The sequence below is a fragment of the Pseudonocardia zijingensis genome, from assembly GCF_042657305.1.
GTDB lineage: Bacteria > Actinomycetota > Actinomycetes > Mycobacteriales > Pseudonocardiaceae > Pseudonocardia > Pseudonocardia zijingensis.
Window position 1 is genome coordinate 228,760 of the sequence record NZ_JBHSKO010000003.1, and the last position, 25,656, is coordinate 254,415.

Here is a 25,656-nt window from a genome sequence, read left to right on the forward strand (position 1 = left end):
CGGTCGTCACCGGGTGGATCTGGGTGCGTCCGATGGTGGCGCGCCGGATGAACCGGATCCGGCTCGGCCGCGCTCCGCCGGCAGCCGGCACCACCGCCGTCACCGAGGAGACCGCCGAGGAGATCTTCCAGGCGGAGCGGGTGTTCGCGCGGGCCCGTGACGAGTACGGGCAGCGCTACTCGTGGGCGGCCCGGCTGGTCGACGAGCTGACGGTGTTCGAGTTCATCGGTCAGGACCGGCACCAGCTCGCGGCGGACGCGCTGGGGATCACCCGTCGCGACGTGGTCGCGCTGGTCGAGGCCGACGAGGTGTGGCACGACCTGCGGATGGCGGCGCCGGACCTCAGGTGGTTCGCGTTGACGGGCCGGGAGTACCTCGAGGAGATCACCGCCGAGGTGGGGCGGCGCCGGGCCGGTGTGCTGGCCGCGCTCGACGAGCTGGCGCAGCGGCTGTACCCCGACGACCCGGACGAGTTCGCGCAGAAGCTCCGCACGATGGCGGAGGAGCCCGCGGCGCCGGCGGTCGGCGAGATCGCCGGGGAGGAGGTCCCCGCGCTGACCGACTGGCTGATCCTGCCGACGCTCGAGGTGCTGCGGCGGCTGGGGCAGCGGGTGACCTTCCGGGGCAGGAGCATCGTCCTGCAGCAGCCTGAAGGCACCGAGGTCGACGAGCGCGTGCTGCGCACCGTACTGGGCGTCACGCGGTTCGCCGACGGGCACTACCACCTGCACGGCTACCCGTACCAGCGGGAAGTCCGGATGGGCACGCTCGTCCGGCAGCACCTGCACGAGGGCCGCGACGTGGTGATCACCTACCACCCGATCCCGCAGCGGATCAGGGGGCTGGCCTACTACGGCGACGTCGACGCCCTCCAGGCGACGAACCTGTTCGGCGTGAACATGCTGGACATGCGCGGGAAGCTCACCGACGCGCACCTGTTCCGGCAGCTCAGGGACCTGCCCGCGCAGCAGCGCCGGCGGGTCGTCGCCGGGATCACGGGTGGGCGGTTCGACGTGCCCGGCCTGCGCCGGTACATGCTGGCGATGCTGGTCATGGAGGGCGACGACGCGTTCTTCTTCGGGGAGCAGACCCTCAACAAGGAGAACGTCGCCCCGCAGCTCGCGCTGCAGTCCGCCGGTGTGCTCGACCCGGAGTACATCCGGACGCTGGACCGGCTCCGGGTGATCGCCACCCACCTGCGGGAGCAGCTGGCGGCCGGCTCGTACCGGGTGGCGTACCCGCAGCTCGCGGTCGCCGTGGACGACCTCTTCGCCGCCGATCCCGCCGACGTGGTGCTGCGCCTGCACGAGCTGGCCGATCCGGAGCGGGCGGACCCGGAGACGATCCGGCAGCTGCGGAACATGCTGATCGAGCAGGAGCTCGTCGAGCCGGCGCACGTCGACCGCTACCTCATCGGCCGGACCTACGGGCGCGGGCTGGAGGAGTACCTGCAGGCGCTGGAGGAGTCCGGGGCGGCCGGGGTGATCCACAACGACGCGGGCAAGCCGAGGCTGGACGAGAACGGGTTCCTCGTCGCGGGCGAGCCGGACATGCGGTACCTGATGGCGTTCCTCGCAGCGCTGCGCGAGCACCCCCGGGTGCGCGTGATCATGGCGCACGTCGGCGTCGGCAAGTTCACCACGCTCTCGCCGGCGTACCTGGAGTTCCTGGACCGCGAGGTGTTCGCGGTGCGTGCGGAGCGCTTCCCGAACCTGCACGTCGACGTGTCCTGGAACGACCTCGCCCAGCACATCAAGCGGGACCCGGGCATCCGGCAGCGGTGGGTCGAGATGGCGGCGCGGAACGCCGGGATGCTGATCTTCGGGACCGACAGCATCAAGTCCCCGACCACCCACCACCACATGCGGCACGTGCGGGACATGACGGACCTGCTCGCCGAGATCGAGGCCGTGGCGCCGGGCGCGCGGGACGCCATCCTGTACGGCAACCTCATCCGGTTGCTGTCGGCCGCCAAGGACGACGTGCGGGCCTGGCGGTTGCGCAACGTGCGCTCCGGGCTCTGGGACGGCGTCATCGACGAGTTCCCCCGGGAGTACCGCGACCGGGTGCGCGACGAGGTGCACCTGCGGTGGTTGCAGGGCTACCGGTACCGCCAGGCTGTGCGGCTGCCCGAGTCGCAGGCCCGGGACGCCGACGCCTCCGCTCTCCCCGCCACCCCCTTCGCCGGGGACGACGGCCGGCAGCTCGCGGACATGTTGGGCTGGCGCAAGGTGATCAACGACCGGACCATGGTCGGGCGCAACACGCTGCGGCTGTGGCGGCGCGGCATCCAGGACTCGCTCAGCGAGCGGCGCAAGTTGCGGCGTGCGGCGGCGCTGCGCACCCCGATCCGGGAGGCCAGGCCGGCCGGTGAGGCGCTGCCCGGCGGCTCCACGTCGCTACCCGCGCTGCTCGCCGCGCACCACGTGGCCCGGGTCGTCGAGCCCGAGCAGGCGCCGAGGTGGCAGGCGACGGTGCTCGAGCTGGTGTCGGAGCGGGACGCGAAGATCGAGGACGTTCGCGAGACGATCGCAGGGCGGTCGGCCGCCACCAGGCGCGCCATGAAGCGGCTGGTGGTCGTGGACGCGGTGGCCATCACCGTGATCGTCGTCGTGGCCGTGGTGTGGGTGCCCGCTGTGGCGCTGGCGTGGGCTGCCGCGATGGCGTTCGTCGTGCGAGGGCTGGTGACCCTGTGGCGGGTCTGGGACCAGTCCGAGGTCCGCGTGACGCACGAAAGCATGATCGAACGCGCCGACGTCGCCCCGTGGAAGATCGCACGCCTGCGCGACATGGTGCTGCGCAACGCCCGCTGGTTCGGGATCGACGAGTGGCGGATCGAGATGTTCCGCGCCATCGTCGACCGGTTCCTCGTGAATGCCTTCCACCCCGTTCACGGGCTGGCGAACCGGCCGCTCGGGCCGGGGGAGACCCGGCACGACCGGAACGGGCAGCTGGTGGCGGAGTACTCGACCACCGCGGACGAGGGCACCCGGGCGCTCGGACCGACGTTCACCTCGCTGCTGTCCACCGCCGCGCAGACCCCGCTCGGCCGGGTGATCAACGCGATCATCACCGTCACCTACGTCGTGCACATCGCCTACCACGCCGACAGCACCCTCGCCGGTGGGTTGCTGCTGGCCGTAGCGACCTTCGGCCTGTACGCGGTGGCCGACGTGCTCCTGCTGCTGCCCGCGCGGGCCTCGCTTCGCTCGGGCAGGTTCAAGTTCAACTCGGGGGCGTGGCCGTGGGCGCGGACGCTGACCAACCTGTTCGCCTATCCCGTGGTGACGGTGGCCAACCTCGGCCTGACCGCGATCTTCGTCGGCAGCGGGCTCGACGCGCCTGCGTTCACCGCGGGTCTCCTCGCCGCGGTCGGCGCGGTGATCTCGGCGAAGGTGGTGGCCGCGTTCGTCCTCACCGGCTCCACCGGCTACCTGACCCACCTCGCCTGGCAGACCGAGCTGGGGCTGGGCGCGAAGCCCAGCAACCACATCCCTTCCGCGACCGCCTACTTCGGCCTCACCCTCGTCCTGCTCGGGCTGATGACCGCGCCGATCCCGCTCATCCCGTCGTTCGGGGCGCTCATGCCGCTGCTGATCACTGCGGCGATGGTGGTGATGGTGAACCTGGTGCGCCAGGGCCGGCCCGACGTGAGCCGTGGCTGGGCCGGCGCGCTCCGCTCGCTGCTCGACCGTCGCATCGCCGGGGGCGCTCTGCGCCTCCTCCTCGTGGCACTGCTCGTCGTGCAGACCGTGCCCATCGGGCCGGGCGTGTCCTGGGCCACGGCGATCACGCTGGTCGTCGTGCTGCCGGTGGCGCTCGTGGTGCTGGCCGTGGCACGCCGCGGGTTCCACAAGGCGCGCGCCGCAGCGGCCGGCAGGCACCTGATCCGGGCCGACCCGCACGGCTACGCGCGCAGCGCGCTGCGCGGCGGCCTCTCGGTCGACGTCGTCGCCCGCCGGACGGGCCTCGACCCCGTCGAGGTCACCGCGATCGCCGAGACCGCCGCCGAGCGCGCGCGGTACCTCGGCGTGGTCGGGCCCGCCGCTCTTCTGGTCGCGCACACCTCGGTGTCGAACGCGACCGCGAGCGGGGAGCGGACGATGATCGGGCTGGCCGCCATCGCGGCGATCGGCCTGGTCGTCGCGGTCCTGCCGCAGCGATCGACGGCCGATGGGCAGCGGTCGTGGATCCGTCGTGCACTGCCGGGCCTGCGGAACGCGATCTCGCGTCGGGGTCCGCCGGGTGGGCGTTCGGCCGACGAGGCCCGGTCGAGCCACCAGGAGAACAACCCGAACGCCGCGGTCCTGTTGCCGTTGTCGCTGGGCGCCGCCCACTTCGGCGCGCAGACCCCGATGACGGACGTCCTGGTCCCCGAGCGGGTGATCGGGATGCTGATCATCGCGGCGGTGGCTGGCGTCGTGCTCTGGCGACACCGCGCGGAGGTCCGCGCGCGTCTTGCGGGCGTCACGAGCTGGGCGCGCGCACGTGTCCAGGCCGTCTGGCGCAGCAAGCCCGAACGTGCGCTCCGGCGCACCCTGACCGCGGCGGCGCGGCTGGACTCCCGGATCGGCAGCGCGCTACCACGCGGTCTCGAGCGCGACGACGTCGCCGAGGTCGCGCTGGCGAACCGACAGTCGTTGGCGCCGCTCCAGGAACACCTCTCCCAGCTGGTGTCGGACAGCCAGGTGGGGTTCGCGGACAGTCTGCTGGGCACCGAAGAGCCGCTCGCGCGGGCCACGGTGGACGCCGACCTCGAGCGGCTGTGGCGGCTCGGCGAGTACGTCGACACGCTGCAAGAGATCGACGAGGTCCAGCGGCAGAACCCGGAGCGCCTTCCGGCGAAGATCGACGAGCTGCGGTCGACGATGGACGAGGCGCAGCACGCGGTGGAGGACGGTGTCGACGAGAAGCTCCTCGCCGAGAACCTGGCCGTCCACCTGCACCGCCGGAGGGTGGCACGGGTCAGGTGGGAGATCGCCGCCGCGTACGCGAGGACTCCTCCGGAACCGGCGGTCACCCGTGAGCTGCTCCTGCTCGGGGTGCGCCAGCGGCACCGGGTGCTGTCCGCGCTGAGGACGAAGCTGGCGGATCCCGTTCTGCGGGGCCGGGTGGCCGCCGGGATCGCCGACTACGAGTGGGCGGTGTTCGACGCGACCTTCCCCGACGGCCCGTTCGGGGACGGCGCGCAGGCACACCCGCTGGGCGACCTCCCGGCCGAGGACGTCGCACTGGCCGCGGCGGCGTTCGGCGCGGTGTGGGCCGCGAGCGGGCGGCCGGCGGTGCACCGGCCGCAGGAGCGGCGCGCTCGGGCGCCGCCGGCGGAGGTGTGGACGCCGGACCTGGCGGAGGTCGCGCACGAGCTCCGGCGGCGCGACGCCACGCCGGAGCAGGTACGCCGGATCGTGGGGCTGTGGGCGTTCCGGTGGCGCGCGGGCGACGGCACGGTCGTGGTGGCGGTGTCGGAGCGACGGTTGGCGGTGCTGCGGCGGATCGGGATGTGGGAGGAGGTCCTCGACCACGAGCTGCGCGACACCGACGCGGGCGGCGATGCACACCGTGCCGACGTACTGCGGTTGATCAGCCGGATCCACCGGGCGATCGTCGCCGAGTACCGCGCGTACGCCGGACCGGAACAGGTCGCCGGGGTGGCGGTGCACCCGCTGCACGGGGGGCGCTACACCGCGGAGCGCGTCCTGACGGAGGTGGTCGACGAGCACGGCCGGTCGAAGGTCCTGCTGGTGGTCGACGGGAACGGGACGCGGGAGGTGGTCAAGCGCCTCGGCGAGATCGCGGTGCCCGCCGTGACGGCGGCGACCGTCTACCGGATGGTCGGCGGGGACGTGGTCGCGCCCGTGGACGTCCGGCTCGCGGTGGTCCTCGATCCCCTCCGGGATGCGGCGGGCAGGACGGTGGCCGAGGTGGGCGAGATCGTCACCGTCGAGCCGTACCTCGACGGTCCGGCACCCGACTTCGACGCCGCCGCGGACGTTCCGATCCGGGACGCGCTGGCCGCGGAGTACGGGATCACCGCCCTCATGGCCGATTTCGACGGGACCAGGCCGCGCAACCTGGTCACCCAGCAGCCGGAGGCGGCGGTCGCCCGCCGTATCGACTTCGACGTGGCGTTGCGCAAGACGAACCGGTTCGCCACGCCGCGGCCCGTCGACAGCGTGATCTTCCACCGGCTCACGACGGAGGACGTCCTGGCCCAGTTCGCGGATCTCGTGGCCGAGCACGAGGCCCTCCTGTCGGTGCTGCCCAGCGAGGACCTGGCGGCGCGCGTCGCGGAGCGGCTGGACTGGTTCGCCGACGTGCTCGAGGCAGGGCACCTGCCCTCGGACCTCGACTCGGCCTTCGGGTGGGCCGAGGAGATCCGCGCGCTCACCCGGCCGGACCCGACCGTTCCCGCCGGCTCCTACCGCCTCCCGCCGGTGCGGGACCCGGAGGCCGTCATGGCCGACGCCCGCCCGGTCGGGGAGCAGCAGGACGTCACTCGGGAGGAACTCGCCGACCTGGTGCGGGCGTCCCGGCGCGTGTGGGTGCACGGCCGGTTGAGGAACGACCTCTGGGAGGTCACCCTCGCGCCCGCCCCGGAGATCTCGGCTCGGGCTGCCTCCGGGCTCGTCGCCTCAGGGGGCGATCCGGTCCGACGGTGGTCGTCGAACGGCGAAGCGGGCCGGGCGCCGACGGCCGACGGGCTGACGCCGGACGAGCGGGCCGACCTGGAGTCGGTGTTGCGGGCGCACCGGCACCGGATCCGCAACGGCCGCGCACAGCGGAAGGTCGTGGCGGAGATGGACGCCACCACGCAGAGGCTGCAGGAGCGAGGGCTGCTGCACAGGAGAGAGGAGCTCTTCCTCCCGACCGCGTGGGACGTGTACCGGGACCTGCGGCGGATGCGGCGCCCGGAGCTGTCGGCGCGCAAGATCGCTCTGGGGCTGGTCGAGTACTCGTTCTGGGACGAGGCCGACGAGGTCGGGGTGCATGCGATCACCCGGGAGCGCCTGGCGGATCTGGAAGAGCTGGAGCTGCTCCGTCGGGTGCTGCGGCACGGCCGCGAGCACCACGTCGTTCCCGGGCGGACCGGGGTTGCGGTCGCAGGGCACGACGAGGACGCGGGTCGCGTCCTCGCCCGGTTGGAGGCGGCGGGCCGGCTCACCCTCGGTTCGGCGGTACTGGCGCCGAGGCAGCACGCGTCGCAGGGCTCCGAAGCGGAGCTCGAGGCGGCGCGCGAGTCCGCGGTCGTCGTGACGTCGGGCGGTCGGGTCGTGGGCGCAGGCGTGGTCGTCGGGCGGCAGCTGGATCGTGCGTACGTGCTGACGATCCGAGACCTCCTCGACGCGGTCGACCTCGAGCGGTTGCGGATCGACGGGAGACCGGTCGATCGCTGGGTGGCGGAGTCCGACATGTCCGAGTTCGGTCTTGCGGTCGTCGAGGTGCGGGGACTGAGGAATCCAGTGGCACGCGTGGTGCACGGGGCGCGGGCGAAGGTTCCGCACCGGCTGGTGCTGGCCGGGCCGGATCCGGTCACGGCCTGGACGGAGTCCTCCCACGCGAAGGACGGATTCTTCCGGGCCCGGTTGCGCGGCCCGGCCAGGCTCGGAACACCGCTGTTCGCGCCGAGCGGCGCCCTGGCCAGCCTGGTCGCCCGCATCGAGGACGGAGGCAGCTTCGGCCACGCCGTACACGTGCGGTCGGTGGCCGATTTCGTCCGCCGGGCCCTGGCCGGCCCCGCCGCCACGACCGACCCGTCGGGTCGCGTCGAGCCGATCTTCCGGCATCGCGGTCGTGAGCTCGGTGCGGGCGTGTTCCGGTGGGTCGAGGACGGGCGGGGCCTGGTGACCACCCGCACGCTCGTGAATGGCGTCCCGCTGGACGAGATCACGATCGACGGGTACGAGGTCCTCGACCGGATCGTCCTCCCCGAGGTCGATCGCGGCCGGGTCGACCTGGCGTTCGTCGTGGACACGCCCGACGGTTCGGCCGACACCCGAGGGCCTCGTGACGAGGCCGGCCGTGCTCGTCCGGATGTGCTCGTTGCGGTTCTGGGCATCGCGACCATCGCGGCCGGAGCGTTCTGGTCGGCCGGGCCGTCAGCAGCTGCCGTGGCGACGCTGCTGGCGGCCGGGGTGGCGGGCGCCGTGGCGTGGCCGGCCCGACGCGGGTGGATCGGGGGCCGGGGTGCTCGTTCCCCGCCCTCGGATCCGGCCGACCCCGCCGGTGCGCGGGCGCGGGCCTGGCTCGACGGGCTGTCCGCAACGGCCACGCCGGCGCTGACGCGCGCGTTGCGTGGGCCGCTGAGCCCGGGGATGCGAGCGGGCGCGCACGCGATCCAGATCCTGCTGCGCCGTCGCGGCGTGCGGCTGCTCAAGCTCGACACCGTCGGCCGGGGGCACACCGTCATCGCGATCGGGGACGTCGCCACCGCACAGAACGTGGTGGTCGGGCTCTCCGGGATGGGCCAGCGGCTGCCCAGGATCGGCACCGAGATCGAGTACGCCCGCATGGTCCTCAGCTCCGTCGATCGGGCCGACACCGCGTACGTCATCTGGCAGGACGACGACATGCCGCGGCACCTCGCCGCAGCGGCACGGCTGGCTCCCGCTGTGGATGCGGCGCCACGCCTGCACGCGTTCCTCACCGAGCTGCGGGACGTGCGTCCGGAGGCTCACCTCACGGTGGTCGCGCACAGCTACGGCGCACTGGTGGCCGGGTACACCGCGCGGACCCTGGGCCTCCCCGTCGACGATCTCGTCGCCGTCGGCACGGTCGGGCTGGCCGTCGACCGCGTCTCCGAGCTGCAGCGGGTGCCCGGCGAGCCGTTCGAGACCGACCACGTGTTCGTGACCGCTGCGGCCCGCGACCCCGTCTCGGCGGTGGCGCCGTTCCGGTTGGGCGCGGACCCGCTGCACCCGGCGTTCGGCGCCACGGTGATCGACGCGGGGACCGGGAGCTGGAGGCGTCCCATGGACACCCACAGCAGCTACTTCCGCGTGTACTCGGAAGCCCGGGGATCCATCGGGCTGGTGATCGCCGGGAAGGGGGCGCAGGCGCTCGTCCGTCCGCGGTCCGTCGACCCCGTCACGGTGCCGGCCGCGCTGTCCCGCGACATGGCCGCGTTGCGGGAAGCGGTGGCGAACCCGATCCGCCGCCCGGTCGCCCGAAGGGGCGAGGGCGAGGTGCGGTGGGAGTTCGTCGGTCCGTCCGCGACGGTGACCCTGCGGTCAGCTCGCGGGCCGTCCGAGCCCGGTGCCGTCTTCGCGTCCGGGACGCGCGTGCACCACCCGGTCCGGCGGGGTGCGCTGACGGTGCCCGCACGGCTCGGCCCACGCGGTCAGGCCCTCGCGATCGGCGGGTTGATCGCGGTCCTGCTGACCCGGGTGGTGCGCGCAGGCCTGCACCACCGGGGTGCGCGGTCGACGACTGGTGAGGCGCTGCTGCAGGCCCGGCCCGACAACCACCCGGCGGTGGCCGGCCCCGCGCTGGTGGCCGTTGCGGCCTGGCTCGGCGGCGCGGACGCGGTTGACGCCGCACCGGCGGTGTGGATGGCTGGTGCGTTCGCGGCCGCCGTGGCGGCGCTCGTGGCTCGGTGGGTACGTGGCCGGCCGGCCGGGCCGGCGGGCGCCGCGAAGCGAGGTGGACCCGCGGAGCCGTTGCGGGAGCGGCAGGTCCGGGCGGTCGCCGAGGCGTTCGGGATCACGGCGGCCGAGGTCGAGGGGATTCTGGCCCGGTACGGGGTGCCCGCGGACGCCACGGCCGCCCCGGAGAGCTTCGACGCGCGGCTCGCCGACCTCGTGGCGCGGTACGAGGCGCACATCGCCACGACCGAGCGGCGGCTCGCGCAGACCCGGGCGGCTGCCGCTCGGGCGACGGTGGCCGCAGCGGATGACACCACCAGCGGCGGTGGGCCGGGCGGCCCGGCCGCGGATGTGCCCGACGAGGGCCGGGACGGCTCGGCGGCGACGGGGCACACGTTCGGAGGAGCACGCAGCGGCGCGGCGAACGCGCCGGCGGACGTGCGGGCGCGGGGCCCGCCGGCCTCACGTGAGCTGGTCGGCGGTGTGACGCGGCTGAAGGCTCTGGTGCGGGCCGCGCACCGGCGGCTGCGCGCAGCTGAGGCCGGCACGGCAAGGTCCGTCTTGCCATGGGTTCTGCACCGGCTGACGCTGATCTTCCGGGGCGCCCAGGCCGAGCACGCCTCGGTGCACCGGCTCGGTGTGGCAGCGCTGGTGGTCGGAGTCGGGGTGGTCGCCGGGCTCGCCGCGGGATCGTGGTGGGCCACGGTCGGAGTGGTCCTCTTCGCAGCGGTGAGCTCGGCGCTCGTGCTCGGTGCGTCGGCGGCCGTGACGGCCGGGTGGCGCCGACTGAGGTCGGTGGTCCACGGGTGGGCGTCTCGGGCGCCGCCGGGTGGTGTCGACTACCGCCCGGCCTACCGCCTTCGTGTCGGTCTCCTCGGGGCGATCGCGGTCAGCGCGATCCTGCTGTCGCACGTCGTTGTTCCGGCGTTCCCCGGTCTTCGGACCGTGGTGCCCCTGCCGTTCGACCTGTTCTCGCACGCCAGAAATCTGGCGGAGCCGGCGGGGTCGATGGTCGTCTCGTTCGCGTTCGCCGTGCTGGTGAAGTTCGGTACCGGGTTCGTTCATCGCCTGCGAACGGGTCTGACGGGTGCCACCCGCGATCAGGTGCGCTACTTCCGCTTGGTCGTCGCCCCGGCCGTGGTCGTCCTGGTGCTGGCGGCCAACCTCATGGCCGAGACCAGGTGGGGTCTCGAATTCATGGGACATCAGGTGCTCGGTTTCCGGTCGGACACCGTGCCGGACATCTGGGATCTGATCTACAGCGTCGGCATGGCGGCCGTGGTGTTGGCGCTCGCGTGGAAGCGGGCGCCCGCGGAGATCTCGACCCGGCGTCGCATCGGCGATGCCGTGATCTTCTTCGGCGCGGGGGTGGTGGCCGTGGCGTTCCTGGGCTACGCCCTCGCGTACGGGGTCGCGACCGTCGCGGCGGCAGTGCCGCCCCTCGGGTGGCTCGCGGCCGTGACGGCGGTCGTCGCAGACGTCCGGTGGCGGGCGCCGATCCGACGGCTGGTTCGGGCCTGGCCGGCTGCGTTCACGGGTGCGCTCCGCAGCCGGCTGTCCGGGGCGGGCTCTGCGCACAGCCCACCGGCGCCGGCCGACGGCGACCTGCGTGCCCAGATCGACGCGCGGGTGCGGGCGATCCAGGCGATCCGCGAGGACCGGTGGACCGACGAGCAGCTCCCGCTGACCGAGGACGGTGCGCTCGACCTGAGCGGTGGCCTGGTCGGCGGGTTGCTGTCGCGCCTCGACCGGACGCCCGCGGAGTCGCCCGCGCAGGACGCCGAAGTGCTGGCCGAGCTGGACCGGCACATCGAGTCGGCGCGGACGGCCGGGTGGAACGCGCGGTGGCGCGGCGGCACGTCGAGGTCGCATTCGTGGGCGCACCTGGTGGTGAGCTCGGTCCTGATCGGGATCACGATCTCCGTGCTCCACCTGATGAACGTGTTCGGTCATGACGCGGTGTTCGAGCACGTCCCCGGTGGGTCGCTGTTCGCGACCGGCGCCGCCGGTTACGCCGTCGGGTCCTTCACGCTGGGGCTGTTGTTCGACCGGGTGCAGGACCGCAAGGTGATCATGGGGGTGCTGCTGCTCGGGGCGGTCGCCGTCGCGCTGTTCGCGTCGGGTACCTCGTTCCTGCCGCTGTACTACGTGGCCGCCCTGCTGGTCGGGTTCGTCATGAGCGCCAACTCCCCGCTGTTCGGCAAGCTCGGTGACGAGATCGCCGCCATGCCCGCGTTCGCGGGGCACCGGGGCCGTGCCACGGGTGTCGCGAACGTCGTCGTCGTCACCACGCTCGGGGTGGTGCTGAACGTCAGCCACCTGCTGGTGCCGGTCTCGCTGACGCTCGCCGCGGGTGTCCCGGCGTTGATCGCCCTGATCGCGGTGATCGGGGCGTGGTGGACCACACCGCCGGACCGGTGGTGGGACCAGCAGCAGGCCATGCCTGCGGTGAAGGCGTGGCGCACCGTGCTGACCAGCGGTCTCGCGCTGTTGCTCGTCGCCGCCTATGCGGCCTACCCGTTCGCGCTGGCGATCCCGGACTCGGTGTGGCGCGACCACCTCGAGGAGGTCGGCGCCGCGGCCTGGGTCTTCACCGTGTCGAACTTCGCGTTCCTCGGCGGCGGGATCGTCTCGCTGGTGATCCTGGAGATCGGTGACCGGGCCAGGGGCGGCGGCATGATGGAGAGGCGGCCGTACGCGCTGGCGGCGGTCTTCGCGGTGGCGATGGTCGTCGGTGCGGGCCTGATGTTGTTCGTCCCGACCCCGCTCGGGGTGGCCATCGGTCTCTACCTTGCGGAGTCGGGCTCCACCGGCATCCTCGTGACGCTGAACCGCGTCTTCAAGAACCCCGAGTGGGTGGCGCCCGGGCATCAGGGAGCGATCGAGCGTGCGCTGGGCCAGACCAGGGCCGTCTTCTACGGGCTCGGGGGCATCAGCGGGGCCGCGCTGTTCAACGTCGGTGGCTGGGGGCTCGCGGCAACCGTCACCTTCGCCGCCGCGGCGATCACCCTCGCCTCGGTGGCCGGGGTCGCGCGGCGTGTCGCGGCCGGATCCGGGAAGGCCGCGGGGACCACGCGGACCGGTGACGGGCCGGGCTCCGCACCGGTGGACGGTGCGCTGGCCCTCGAGCCGCTGGACCGGGCGGAAGAGGCGGCGCTCGTCGCGGTGCTGCCGCGGCTGGCGAAGCTGGATCCGCTCGCGTCGGGGTGGTCGGGCCGCGGTCCACCTCCGGCCCACGTCGCCGTCGTGTCGGCCGAGGCCCTTGCCGACGCGCTGGCGGCGTTCTCCACCCTCCAACCCGTCGCCGCCGGCGGCTGGACGACGATCGGCAAGGTCGGCGCGTACACGGTCGACGGCACCGTCCACCTCACCGACGAGCGGCTGCGGCACCTCGACGCCGACCTGCTCGCGGACGTCCTGGCCTACGAGGACGAGTACCGGGTCCGGCCGACCGGCGACGTCGCCGACCTCGAGAACCGGCGCCGGGAGCTGGCGGCCCGGGTGCGGCAGGCGGAGTCCATCCGCCCGGCTTCGCACGGGGTGGAGTCGGCCGAGCGGATCGGCCGGGACCGGTGGCACGGCGGGTCGCTCGCCACGACCCGGACGGGTCAGGTCGGGCGGCGGGTCCGGATGGCCCTGGAGGCCCCGGGCAGCGAGTTGCGGCAGCGGTTGGACGCCGCGTGGGCGTCGGCCGAGTGGGTCGGTGGCGTCCGGGTGGTGACGGTGCCGAAGGAGGGGCTCCCCGGCGCGCGTCACCTGCTGGCCTACACGCTGGAGCAGCGCGGGGAGCGGGTGATCGTGCTGTTCACCGAGGCGGTGGAGGAGATCGCCGACCTGACGGCGCGCGGGTTCCTGCCCCGGAACCACCGGGATCTGCTGATCTCCTTCGAGCGCAGGCACCGGGTGCCGGCCGCGCGTGACGGCTGGGTGGGTCAGCTGCGTGGGTGGCGGGCCCGGACCGAGATGGCGCAGCAGCGGGTCGCGGAGCTGCGCCGGGCGCGGTCCTACGCGAGGAAGGCCGAGCGGCCGAGGTCGGGCTGGCGCAACCCGTTCGTCCCGGTCACCGACAGCGCTGGCGCTCCGCAGGGCGTCCAGCCGGCCGTTGCCGATGTGTCGGCCGCGGAGCCGCAGGCCGTGGCCGACCTGCGGGACGCGGTGCAGGAGGTGGGCACGGAGATCGCCACGTTGGAGGAACGGGCATCGGCGGTCCCCGCCCGGGAGGACGCCGTTGCCGAGGCCCGGCGGCAGCGCGATCTCGCCTTCGGTCCGGGTGGCGCGTTCCTCGCCCGCGGTGCGGAGGCGCAGGCGAACCTGCAGGTGGCCCAGGAACGCCTGGCCGACGCCGAGCTGGCCCTGGCCCACGCCCGGGCGGCGGAGGAGGCGCTCGAGAACTGGCACTGGAAGCTGGCCCCGGCGATCCGGCGCGCGCGCACCGACGGCGTGTCGCCGCAGCTCATCTTCGAGATCGCCGCCGGGCTCACCGGCGAGCAGGTGGACCTGTTCCTCGCCGACCACGAGCAGGCCGCCCCCGATACGCCGTTCCGCGAGGGCCCGGTCGACGACGGCGCCCGCCGCGGGGAGCGGGGTGCCGCCGAACCGTTGGCGGTCCTGCACGTCGCGTCCGGGTCGGTCGTGCTCGGATCCGTGGTGGCGGCGGTGCTGCTGACCCCCTGGGCGGTCCCGGTTGCCGTGGGGGTCGCGGTGGTGTGGCTCGCGGTCGCGTTCGGTGGGAAGCGGCTCGTGGAGGCGGTGCAGGCCGGGCGGGCGAAGGGGTGGAGCGCGCGCGGACCGCCGGCGAGGTCGCGGTCGGTCGTGGTGCGTGCGGTGTTGGCGGCGGCGTTCGCGGTGCCGGTGGTGGTGGCGGGTTGGGGTGTCGGGGCGGCGCCTGCACACGGTGTGGAGCCGGGTGAGCGGGCCGTGTCGACGGCCGTCGCGGCTCCGGCCCCGATCACGCGGGCGTCCGACGAGGTGGTGGTGCGGCCGGGCGACTCGCTGAGCGGGATCGCGGAGGTCTTCGGCGGAGCATGGCCGCAGCTGGCTGACGTGAACGTCGGGCGGTACCCGTCGCTGGCGTGGAACCCGGATCACATCGAGCCGGGGTGGCGGCTCGCGCTGCCGAGCGGGTGGGGTGGTGCCGCGGTCCAGCGGTCCCCGTCGGTGGCTGCTCCGTCGTCGGAGCCGGTGATGCCGGTGATGCCGGTGCGGCCGGTGAGACCGGTGGATCCGTCGTCCGCGGTCGGCCCGTCGGTGCCCGACGGCGGGGTCGGCCAGCCGGCCGGTGGCTGGGTGACGTACATGCCGTTCGTGGTCGTCGGTGTCCACGCGGCCGCGGTCGGGTTGTTGCTGGCGCTGCGGAACGGGCGCGCTCGGGCAGGGCTGGGCGCGCAGTGGAAGCGGGTGCGTGCGCTCCTGGCCGGTCGTTCCGGGACCGGTGGCGGTGGAGCCGGCCCGGCGGCGAGCACGCCGCGCACGCCCGGCCGGGCGCGGCTGGTGGTCGCGGCGGCTGTGCTGGTGGTGGCGCTGCCGATGACGCTCACGGCCCTGTTCGCGGCAGCCATCAGCAGCGCGGCGTTCATGGTGCGGGGCGGGTTGAACCTGATCCCGCACCGGCCGGGCCCGGCGGGCGCGGTGCGGACGGTGGTGTTGCTGGGCACGTTCGTGGTGAACGTGGCGTGGACGGCCTTCTCCGCGTTCACGGCCTCCGGTACGGAAGCCTGGATCTTCGGTCTGTACGCGGTGACGGTGTCGCTGTTCGGCCTGTCCGCGGCGAACCTGGCCTACAACGACCTGCGTCACCGCGGGGCCGAGGTGCACCGGGTCGTCGACGGGTTGGTGACGTGGGTGGCGTACCCGGTGACGTCGAACCTCGGGAACCTGCTCTACATCCACCAGGTCGGTTGGGTGGCCTTCGACCCCGTCCTGCTGTCGGTGACGGCGGCGCTGGCGGTCGCGTTCGGCTACGTGAGCGTGCTGGGCATCGTGGACGCGCTCCGCCCGGGCCGGATCGCGCCCCGCTACCTGGCCGTGATGGGCGGCGCGGGCTCCGTGAGCCTCCTCTACTGGGGGGCGCTGGCCATGTGGCCCGGGCACTGGGGGCCGCTGGTCGTCATGGGGCTGGTCGTGGTCCTCGGGGTGGTCGCGGTGCTCGGGGTGTCGCGGTTCGCGCAGTGGCGCGCCCGGTTGGTCCACAGCCCGCCTGCGGTGCTCCGATCCCTGCTCGAGACGGTGGTCCCGCTCGCGGCGGTGGCGGTGCTCGGCGCCGTGGTCGTGGCGTCGGTGCCGAGTCCGCCGGTCGCGATCACGGTGGTCTCCGGGCTCGGTGCGGCTGCCGTGCTGTGGGGCCTGCACCGGTTGGCCGGTGGCACCGGCGTGATCCCGGTCGTGCGGGCGTGGCCGTTGCGGTTGCGGCAGGTGGGTGGGATCGGCGCCGAGGGTGAGCCGTCCCTGGGCCCGGTGCTGGCCGGCATGGCCGTTCTCTCGGGGATGTTGGTGGGCTGGGCGACCGGGACGCTGCACGCCGTGCTGGTCGGGGATCTCCTGCTCGGCGGCTGGCTCGCCCGGCACCAGGTGGTGGCGTGGATTCGTGCGAGATCCCCGCGGCCGGTCGCGCCCCCGTCGGTCCGGATGCCGGGGTCGGAACCGCTCTGGGGCGACCCCACCGGCCTGCGGCCGCTGACCACCGGGCAGACGGCGGCGCTGGAGGCGGTCCTCGTTCGCCTGGCGCGCATCCCCTCGTCGGCTCGGGGCCCGGAGGAGCGCGCGGTGGTGGCCCGGCTGGCCGAGCTGGTGCCGCGGTTGCGTCGCGGCTCCGACGTCGTGTCCGGCGAGCGCGGGTGGCTCGAGGTGTTCGATGCAGGCAGACCCGCGTGGGTCGCGGCGGACCCCGCCCGCGGTGGCGCCCCGTGGATGCACGACTACCTGCTCGGCGCGACTCCGGCGAAGCGCGCCGCGCTGACGATGGCCGTGCTCGCCGCAGGCCCGGACGTCGCCCGGCTGCCGGGGACCCGCCGCACCCCGGACGAACTGTGGGAGCTCGCGGCTGCCGATCCGGCGAACCCGGTGCACGCCGGGCCGTCGGCCGCCGCCACCACCCGTTCGGCGGTGCGTCGGGCCCTGGCCCGGCTGCGGCACGCGATCTGGCCGCAGGGCCCACCTGCTTCCGCGGAACCGAACGTGGACGTGCGGTCCGGGGAGGAACTGCGGGCGGCGATCGACCAGCGGCGGGCCGCGATCACCGCCGTCCCGGCGGACCGGTGGACCGACGCGCAGCTGCCTCTGACGACGGGCGGCGAGCTGGACCTCGGATCGGGTCAGGTCGGTGCGCTGCTGAAGCGGCTGGACACGCTCGCGGGCCGGATCGGTGCCGGGCTCGACGGCGACCAGCTCTGGTACCTCCGGACGGCTCGGACGCATCTCGCCGCGCTGGACCGGCACATCGCGGTGGCCCGGACCTCGGGGTGGAACGCCCGGTGGCGCGGCGGCACGAGCTTCGCGCACCGCTGGCTGTTCACGCTCACCGCGGGCGCGTCCAACGCGATGCTGCTGATCGGGATGTACCTGATGGCGGTGTTCCAGGAGGCGCCGGTCCTCGAGGACGTCTCCCTGCTGATCTCGCTGGCACTCGCGGGGACGATCGGCCAGGCCGTCGGGATGTTCACGCTGACCCCGTTGTGGAAGCGCTTCTCCCCGCGCGCGATGACGGTGGGGTCGTTGCTCGGCGGTGTCCTGGTGTTCACGGCGATGGCGTTCGTGGGCACGTGGGCGCCGGGGTGGGTGGTCGTCGGCCTGCTCGGAGGCGTCGTCGGGTCGATGAACTACGGACACCTGAACGCGGCGGAGATGCAGGTGCTGTGGGCCACCGAGCAGCGCAGGCGCAACGGGGACCGGATCGTCGTGGGCGAGGCGCACGCCGGTGTGCTGGAGGCCGTCCTCGGTGCGGTGGCGGGTCCGGTGCTGGCGCTGGTCGGCGTGCTGGTCGTGTCGTCCGTGGTGCGGGCCGACATCGTGGTGGCGACGGCGTACGGCGTGCTGCTGGTGCTGTCGTGGTTCGTCACCCCGCCCCGGCGTGCGGACGCGGCGGCGGCCGAGCGGGTCCGGTTCCTCCCGGCGATGCGCAGGCTCCCCGGCACCCTGCGGCGCAGCCCCGACGCGGTCGCCTTCATCGGCGGCCTGGGGTTCTACGCGGCCACGCTCGCGTTCCCCGACCCGGTGTGGCGGGCGTTCTTCGGCGAGACCCTGTCCCCGTCGTCGTGGCAGACCCTGCTGGCGAACCAGGCGTTCGTCATCGGCGGGTTCGTCGTCCTCGGCTGGTTCGTCGTGCAGGCGGCGAAGCGCTGGGTGCTGCACCGGCTGGGGCGCGCGCCCGCCGGTGAGGTCCTGAGCACGAATCCGGGGCGCTTCGGCTGGGCGTTCGCCGTCGGGATCCTCGCGGGCGCGACGATCATGACGGGCGCGCACCTCCTGGGCGTCCCGACGGACGGTGCGGCGTTCGCGCTGCTGCTCCTGGAGGCTTCCACCACCGGGATGCTGGTGGGCCTGTTCGCGCTCCTCGAGAAGTCCCGGGAGCTGAGCCACCGGGACAAGGCCGAGCTGCTGTTCCTCGGGGGTCTGGTCAAGGCGCTCGTCTACGCGGGTGCCACGGGCGTCAGCGAGCGGGTGTACGAGGCGTTCGGGTGGAGCGGCACCGTGACGGGCGTCCTGGTCGGCGCCGTCCTCACCTACGGGGTGCTGCACGGCTACGGCCCGCGCCTGCCCGGCCGGCTGAAGAACGCTGTCCGACGTGCGTGGGAGGCGCCGGGGATCCGGCGCGCTGCGGTGGTGGTCGCGATGCTCGTGGCGGTGTTGTTCCTGGAGGCGGGGGCCGCGAACGCCGCGTCGACGCGCCTGGGCGCGGACGGGCGCGAACGCCCGGCACAGGTGCTGGTCCAGCCCGGCGACTCGCTGTCCCGGCTCGCGAGCGCGCTCGGCGTCTCCGTCGATGCGCTGGCTGCGGCCAACCCGGACCGCTTGCCGCCGGGTGCGGACCCCGACCACATCGAGGCCGGGTGGCGGCTGCGGCTTCCCGCGGGCTGGGACGGTACGTGGACCGTGCAGCCGGGCGACCACCTGACCCGGATCGCGACGGCCCTCGGCACCGAGCCGGACGTGCTCGCGGACGCGCAGGGCGAGCGGTTCGCGGGGAGGAGCCGGGACCGCATCCGGCCGGACGAGGTCTTCGAGTTCCCCGCGCCCCGGCCGGGACCGGCCCAGCCCGCGCCGTCGGGGTCGCCGAGCCCGCAGCCGGGCGAGGGCGGGACACCGGCCGGGCCGGACGGCGGCGGGGCGACGCAGACTCCGGACGGTTCAGCGGAACCGCGGGCCCCACCGAGCGGGGGTGACCGCTGGACCCGGGCGCTGCCGGCGCTGGGTGCCGCGCTGCTCGCGTTCGGGGCGGGGGTGTTGCTGATCGGTGGTGGGCGCCGCTGGATCACCGCTCGCGTCGCGCGGCGGATCGTGCACCGGGTCCGGTGGCGGGCCGTCGAGGTGCGGGCGGCAGCAGCGCTCGTGCGGGGGCGGGAGCGGTTCGCCGCGCAGCCGGCCGGTGCTCCGGCCGCCCGGGCGGCGGATGGGGTCCTCGAGGAGCTGACGTCGCTGGTCGATGACCTACGGGCGGGGCGGGCGGCTCGGGCGCAGGTCGCTCGGGCGCAGGCCCTGCTCGCGGAGCTGGACGCGCTGGTGCGCGGCACCTGGCCGGGTCTGCAGGCCTGGACGGCGGCTGCGGAGCGCCTGGAGTGGCGGGCCGACGGCGGCGCCCGGGTGTGGGCGGCGGGCGGCCGGCCGGTGCGGCTGCCTCCGTCGCAGGTGGACGTGGCGCAGCTGGCGCTGACCGAGCAGATCGACCGGGGCTTTCCGGACGAGCGGATCGCGCTGGAGGCGACGGCCTGGGTGGCCGGTCAGGTCGCGCAGGCGCGCGGTGAGCCCGCGCTCACGGGGGCGATCGACGCGCTCGCGGTGGCGACCGGCGCGGAGCGGGACCTGGCGCGGGTGGTGGCCGAGGACGTGCTGGCGCACCACGGCGGTCTGGCCGCGGCGCGGGCGGGGCGGTTGACGGCGGCCGGCACGCGGCTGGTCGACGAGGTGGCGGCGCAGGTCGAGGAGGCGGATCGGCGGCGCACCGCGTTGCACGAGGACCTGTCGCCGCGCGTCGCGGAGATCGACCGCGCGGTGGCGGACCTGGGTGTGCCGCCGGCGAGGGCACGGGCGGTCGCGCTGCAGCGGCTGGACGGTGCGGTGGCCGAGCTGCAGACCGTGTTCGCGCACGCCGCTTCCGCGCTCGACGAGCTGGCCACGGCCAAGGAGGCGCAGGCCACGGCGCCGGTTGCGCAGGCGTCGGCCCGCGGGTCGGACCGGGGAGTGGCCGAGCGGAGCCGGAAGGCCGCCGTGGACGCGGCCGTCGCGGCGGAGGCCCGGGAGCGGGCCACCCACGCCCGGGACGCCTACCTGGAGGCGTGGACGGCGGCGGACGAGGCCGCGCGGGCCTACGAGCGGCTGGCCGCCCGGTCGGCGCGGGTGGCCGGGGCGCCGGACGGCGACGACGTCCGCGATCTCGCCCGGCTGGTGCGGTCGGCGGCGGGTGCGGCGCAGGCGTACCGGGAGTCGTGGGAGGCGGCGCGGCCGTCGCGGGACGTGATCGCGGCCGGAGTGCCGACCGGGCGGCTGCCGAGCCTGTCCGACCTGACCGAGACGGTGAACGCGCAGCTGGTGGCGCAGGGTGCGCGCCGCCGCTACACCGCGGAGGAGCTGGACGCGACGTTGCGCGCGAGCTTCCGCGACGTGGCCTCGGCGGAGGGCCTGGTGCTCCGGGAGCCGGTGGTCCGGCGTCCGCTGCTCGGGCGGGTGCCGCCCGGCGCGCGCCCGGCTGTGGCGGAAGTGCGGATCGAACTGCGTGCCGACGGGCTCGTGGAGGTGGCGGATCCCGTCTCGGATCACGGCCGCCGGGGGTCGGAGGTCATGCTGGGCGCGCTCGTCCAGGGCCTGCTCTCCGGTGCGGGGACGTCCGCGCGCAGCTTCGGCGTCACCGTGGGCGCCGCCGGGGTGACCGGGAGCCGTGGCCGCACGGAGTCGTCCACGGGCTCGGCGAGCGGGTACGCGCTCGGCGGTGGCGTCACCGACAACCGGGGTGACTCCCTGCTGTTCGAGGCGCGCGCGAGGTGGTTCGTCGGCGTGCGCGGCGACGACCCGGGAGCGGGCTGGGTGGTCGTGGACCGGGTGCCCGGGCGGGACGCTGACCGTGCGGATCCGGCCCGGGCGGTGGCGACGGATCTGCTGGCGCTGTGGGTGTCGCACGCCCACCAGGCGCGCGCGCCGCCCTCGACCACGCAGCTGCCGGCCGGGCAGCGGCAGCAGACCGAGCTGCCCCACCACGCCCCGATCAGCGTGGACGGACGGCAGGTGCTGGCGGACCGGACCGTCGCCGCGATCGGTGGCGGCGACGATCTGACGCGAGCGCAGGTCCAGGCGTTCCTGGTCGACGAGCTGCCGGGTCGGCTGGCCACGCCGGTGAACGACCCGGCCGGGCTGCAGCGCACCGTCACCGACGGCGCGGGCCGCCCGCTCGCACACCTGACCGCCCGGGCCGGGGTGCAGGTCGTCCCGACCGACCGGGACGGGAGTTCCGGCCTGCTGGTGGGTCTGCCGACGCCGAAGGAGTTCCTGGAGGACCTGCACGTCTGGTTCAGCTCGGTCGGCGGGGCGCAGTCGGCGGGCCGATCGCGAGCGCTCACGGCGTCGCTCGCGTTCGTGCTGGCTGCGGCGACGGCCGTGGCGGTCGCCCTGTTCGGCGCCAAGGGCGCCCAGCTCGTGGCCGGGGTGGCCGACTGGCTCGCGGCCGGCGGGGATGCGGGTGGTGAGGGCAGCCGGTCGTGGTCGCGTTCGGTCGGGTCGAGCGCGGGCGAGGTCACGATCCACCCGGGTGTGCACCGGTACTCGGGGCACACCCAGAGCTACCGGCTCGGACTGACGTTCACGGTGGACGTGCGGCGCCTCGACGAGCCGGGCCACCCGCCGACCCGGGTGGCGGCCGACGGGCACGCCCTGCTGCGGATGCCGGAGGCGGCGGCCTACCGCTACGGCCTCCCCGTGGCGGCCGACGCGGTGACGACCGCTGCCGGGACGACCGCTGCGGGGACAACCACTGCCGGCTCGACCGTCCTGCGCGGTGACCTGGTTCCGGAGGCGCCGGCGGGCCGCCGGGCCGAGCTCCCGGACTGGTTCGGCCCGCGTGGCGTCCGCGACCCGGGCCACGCCCTGGTCCGCGACATGACCGGGGTGCGCGCCGTGCGGGACCAGGTGCTCGACCTGTTGCGGGAGCAGCAGCTCGTCCCGCCCGAGGACCCGGCCGGGTGGTCGAGCGACCGGCGGGTGCTCGGTGCGCAGCTGGCCGACCAGCGCGCGGTGCTCGAACACGTCTCCGCGTTGAGCCTGGAGACCGGGTACAGCCAGGCCGTCACCTCGGAGCTCGCGCTCACGCTGTCGGACGGCTCGGTGCTGCGGACCCGGCTCGAGCAGCGGTGGGAAACCGTCGCCTACCAGGGGCACACGACGGCGTGGACGATGGTCGGCCTCGACATCAAGTCCAGCACGGTGGGCCAGTCCGGCGGTCAGTCCGTCGGCGGTTCCGGTGCCGTGGCCGCGACCGCGCAGGGCCAGGAGGGTGCGGCGGCGACCGGCGGGCTGAACGCCGGCGGGGGCCGCAGCTCCGCGCGCAACGGTGGCGCCACCGGCAACGCGGTGACGCTGGTGGAGGGCACCGGCCCGACCGCGGTGTTCCGGATGGGGCACGTGCTGGTGGTCGAGCTGCAGCGCCCGGGCGGGCAGGTCGTCGAGGCCGGCCGCGGCGACGTGGCGGCCGACCTGCTGTTCCCGCACGACCTGCTGCCCGACGCGACGCCGTACCGCGGGATCGAGAGCCACCCGACGCCGGCCCGGACGCTGCGCCGGATGACCACGCTGGCGCTGGACGCCGACGGGCTGCTCGACCAGGTCGTGGCCGCGACCCAGGCCCGGCTGCCCAGCGACTGGAGGCTCGACCCGTCCGCGGTGCACCAGCTCCGGGAGTTCACGACGGCGCTGAGCCTGCGTTCGTCGCTTCTGGAGCTGCTGGAGGCGGACCTGCGGACGCGGGTGCGGGCGGTGCACGCGGCCACCGGCGCCAGCCGCTGGGTGCCGGTGGTGCTGCGCGGGCACGCGGGCGAGTCCCGCTTCGTCACGGCCGCCGACCTGGTCCTCGGGGACATCAACCTCACGCTGGGCAGCAATGGCGCCGAGTCGGGCGGCTCCCGCGATCACGGGTTCAGCGGTGTGCTGCAGGGCGCCTCCGGGTCGTATTCGGGCTCGCGAGGCCGGTCGTGGTCGTGGCTGTCGATCTGGGGCCGGGAGCGGCTGCTGATCGAGGTCGGCAAGCAGCACGTCCACCGGATGGGCCTGTCGATCGAGGTGGAGGTCGGCGGGCAGCGGTCCGCACCGGTGGACGGCACGGTGCTCTACGCCCTGCCGGAGCGCGACGCGTTGCAGGTCTACGCCGAGACCGGCGAGCGGACGATCCCGCTGGAGCAGGTGTCCGACGCGGTGCAGCGCTGGCTGCAGCGCGACCTGGCGCTCGATGACCTGCTCGCGCACCGGCTCGTGCCGGTCTACCTCCGCGACCTGCGTGCCGCCCGCCGGGACGGCGTGCCGGCGGCGGGCCATGCGCCGGCTGCCGTCGCGGCCCGGCTCGTCGACCCGGCCGGCACGCACACCGGCGAGGTGCCGCCGCTGCACGAGGTGCTCGCGGCCGGGCGCCGCCGCCACCGCGACGCGGAGCGCGTCGTCCTGCCCGAGACCTTCTCGACCGGCATGGCCGAGAGCCTGTTCGAGGACGCCGAGCTCGTCCGGGGCGGGCGTCCCACCACGCTGTTCGACGAGGTCCACCGGGTGATCGAGGACGTCGTGCCCGGCGCCTTCGGCCGCGACGCCGTGGCCGGGAACTGGCTGGCCGTCAACCTGGCCGGGACCCGCTGGCGCGGGCACGTCGACGCGATGCTCGGCCCGGACGGCTTCGGTACCCGGCTCCCGGTCCGGGTGCGTCCGGGCGTCGGGTCGAGTGGTGTCGAGTGGGTCGACGTGCGGATCCGGGCGAGCTTCGCCGACGACGCGGTCCGGGTGGGGCGCGCGGACACCGTCGTGATGCTGCTCCAGGACTACGCGTACGCGCAGCGCGGGCTCGGCCGCTCGGCGGGCCGCCGCATCGGCGGCGGGCTCTCCGTCGCGGGCGACGCGGCCGGGCAGGGCGTCTCGGGCAGCGTGTCCACGGACCGGTCCCGCACCAGCACCGGCGACGCGGGGGACCAGGTCACGACGCTGCGCGGGCAGGGTTCGTTCGACGGGGCGGACCGCATCCGGCACGGCATCGCGTTCGAGATCACCGTCGAGCGCAGCCCGGCGTTGCCCGGGCTGCGCCCCGACCGGTTCCGGCGCACGCCCGCCGCCGCGGACCCGATCGCGTCCGGGTCGACGGCGCCGGTGACGGTGTCCGGGACGATGGTCCGGCTGGTGCCCAACGGGCTGGTCGCCGCCGCCGGTCGGGTGGCCGGCCGCGCCCCGCCGGGCGGCACCGTCACGCCGGCGCGGCCGTTCCGGATGCCCGAGCAGGGGCGCGTCGACGCGCGTGGCAGCAGCGCGCTGGGTTCGCGGCTGCGGACCGCGCTGGCGCATCCGCGGCTGCTCGGCCCGCTCGGGGTGCACGAGAACCGCGCCGAGCTGCACGCCGCACTGTCCCCGGTGGCGTTGTCGGTGTTCCTGCCCCGCATGGTCCGCGGCGACGGTCATCTCGTCGGGCGGTTCCCGGTGCCCGGCCGGCCCACCCGGTACGTCGAGGTGCGGCTGCGGGCCGTGCTGCACGAGGAGCACGACGTGGTCGCCGGCCGGGCGGGGGTCGAGATCCGCACGGTGTTCCGCGAGCAGGGCACCGCGGGCGCCGGCGAGACGACCGGGCAGCTGCGCCCGGTCGGCCGCGGCGTCGGGGTCACGCCGGCCGGTCTCGGTGTCACCGTCGGCACCTCGCACGGGGAGCAGGGCTCGCGCCGGATCGCCGGGGCCGGTGGTCTGCGCCGGGAGACCACGCTCTACGAGAACGGCACCGTCGACACCACGCGCGTGCGTGCCGATTACGAGCTCGTGCTGCGCCGGGTGACGATGCGCGACGGCCAGGTGCGCCGGACCGGGGGCGAGGTGCGGGTCCCGGCAGGCCACGGCACCGCGTACGTGACGCTCTTCGCCGCCGACCACCGGGCGCCGGTCACCGGGGTGCGGTTCGACCGGACCGCACCCGCCGAGGTGCACCTGGCTGCCCGGTCCCGGGCGGCGTGGCCGGTGCCGCTGTGGGATGCCGACCCGTCCGAGTGGGACGGCGGGGCGACCTACAGCAGCGGCGGGGCAGGCGGTGGTCTGCTCGCCGACGGCCTGAGCCCGGCGGTCGAAGCACGGGTGCACGGCGTGCTGGTCCGGCAGGCGCACCGGCTGCGGGTGGCCCGGTGGGTCGCCGGAGTCCTGCGGGTGCGGGGACCCCCGCTCGCCGTGGGCCGGGGGGAACGGCTGTGGACGCCGTCGCGGGCCCGGCTGGCGCGGTGGCTGCGCCGTGACGGCATGGACGCGCAGGTCGCCGACGTGGTGGCGGGCCGGGTGTGGGCGGCCGGCCTGCGTGACGGGCGCGGCGGCCGGGTGTTCGTGGTGGTCGCGGACGGGGTGCCCGCGGTGCGCGCGTCCGGGTGGTGGCCCGCGGTCCGGGACCACGAGACCCACCACTTCGAGGCACCGGCCTGGCCGGCCGAGGAGCACGGCCGGCACTCCGCGGAGCTGATCTCCGCCATCGAGGCCGCGGTGCGGGACTCCGGATCCGGGAGCAGCTCCGCCGGGGACGTGCCATGACGCGCGCGGGGATGCGGACGAGGAACCGAGGACCTCCCGGTCCTGCCGTCCATCCATCGGCCGGCAGGAACCCGAAATCGTGGAGGTGTTCGGAGTGAGCAATTCCCAGGAAATGCTGATCGTGGACCGCATT

The 25,656-nt window shown here is 74.9% G+C and carries 1 protein-coding gene (only partly in view); it reads left to right on the plus strand.

Annotated elements, in window-relative coordinates:
• Positions 1-25,523, plus strand: partial view of a sigma-70 family RNA polymerase sigma factor gene (locus tag ACFPL3_RS08220; protein ID WP_343943264.1) — the 3' portion only. It extends 18,415 nt beyond the left edge of the window; 25,523 of the gene's 43,938 nt are visible here — the last part of the coding sequence; its start codon lies beyond the left edge, outside the window; its stop codon occupies positions 25,521-25,523.
• Positions 25,524-25,656: the final 133 nt, after the last annotated feature.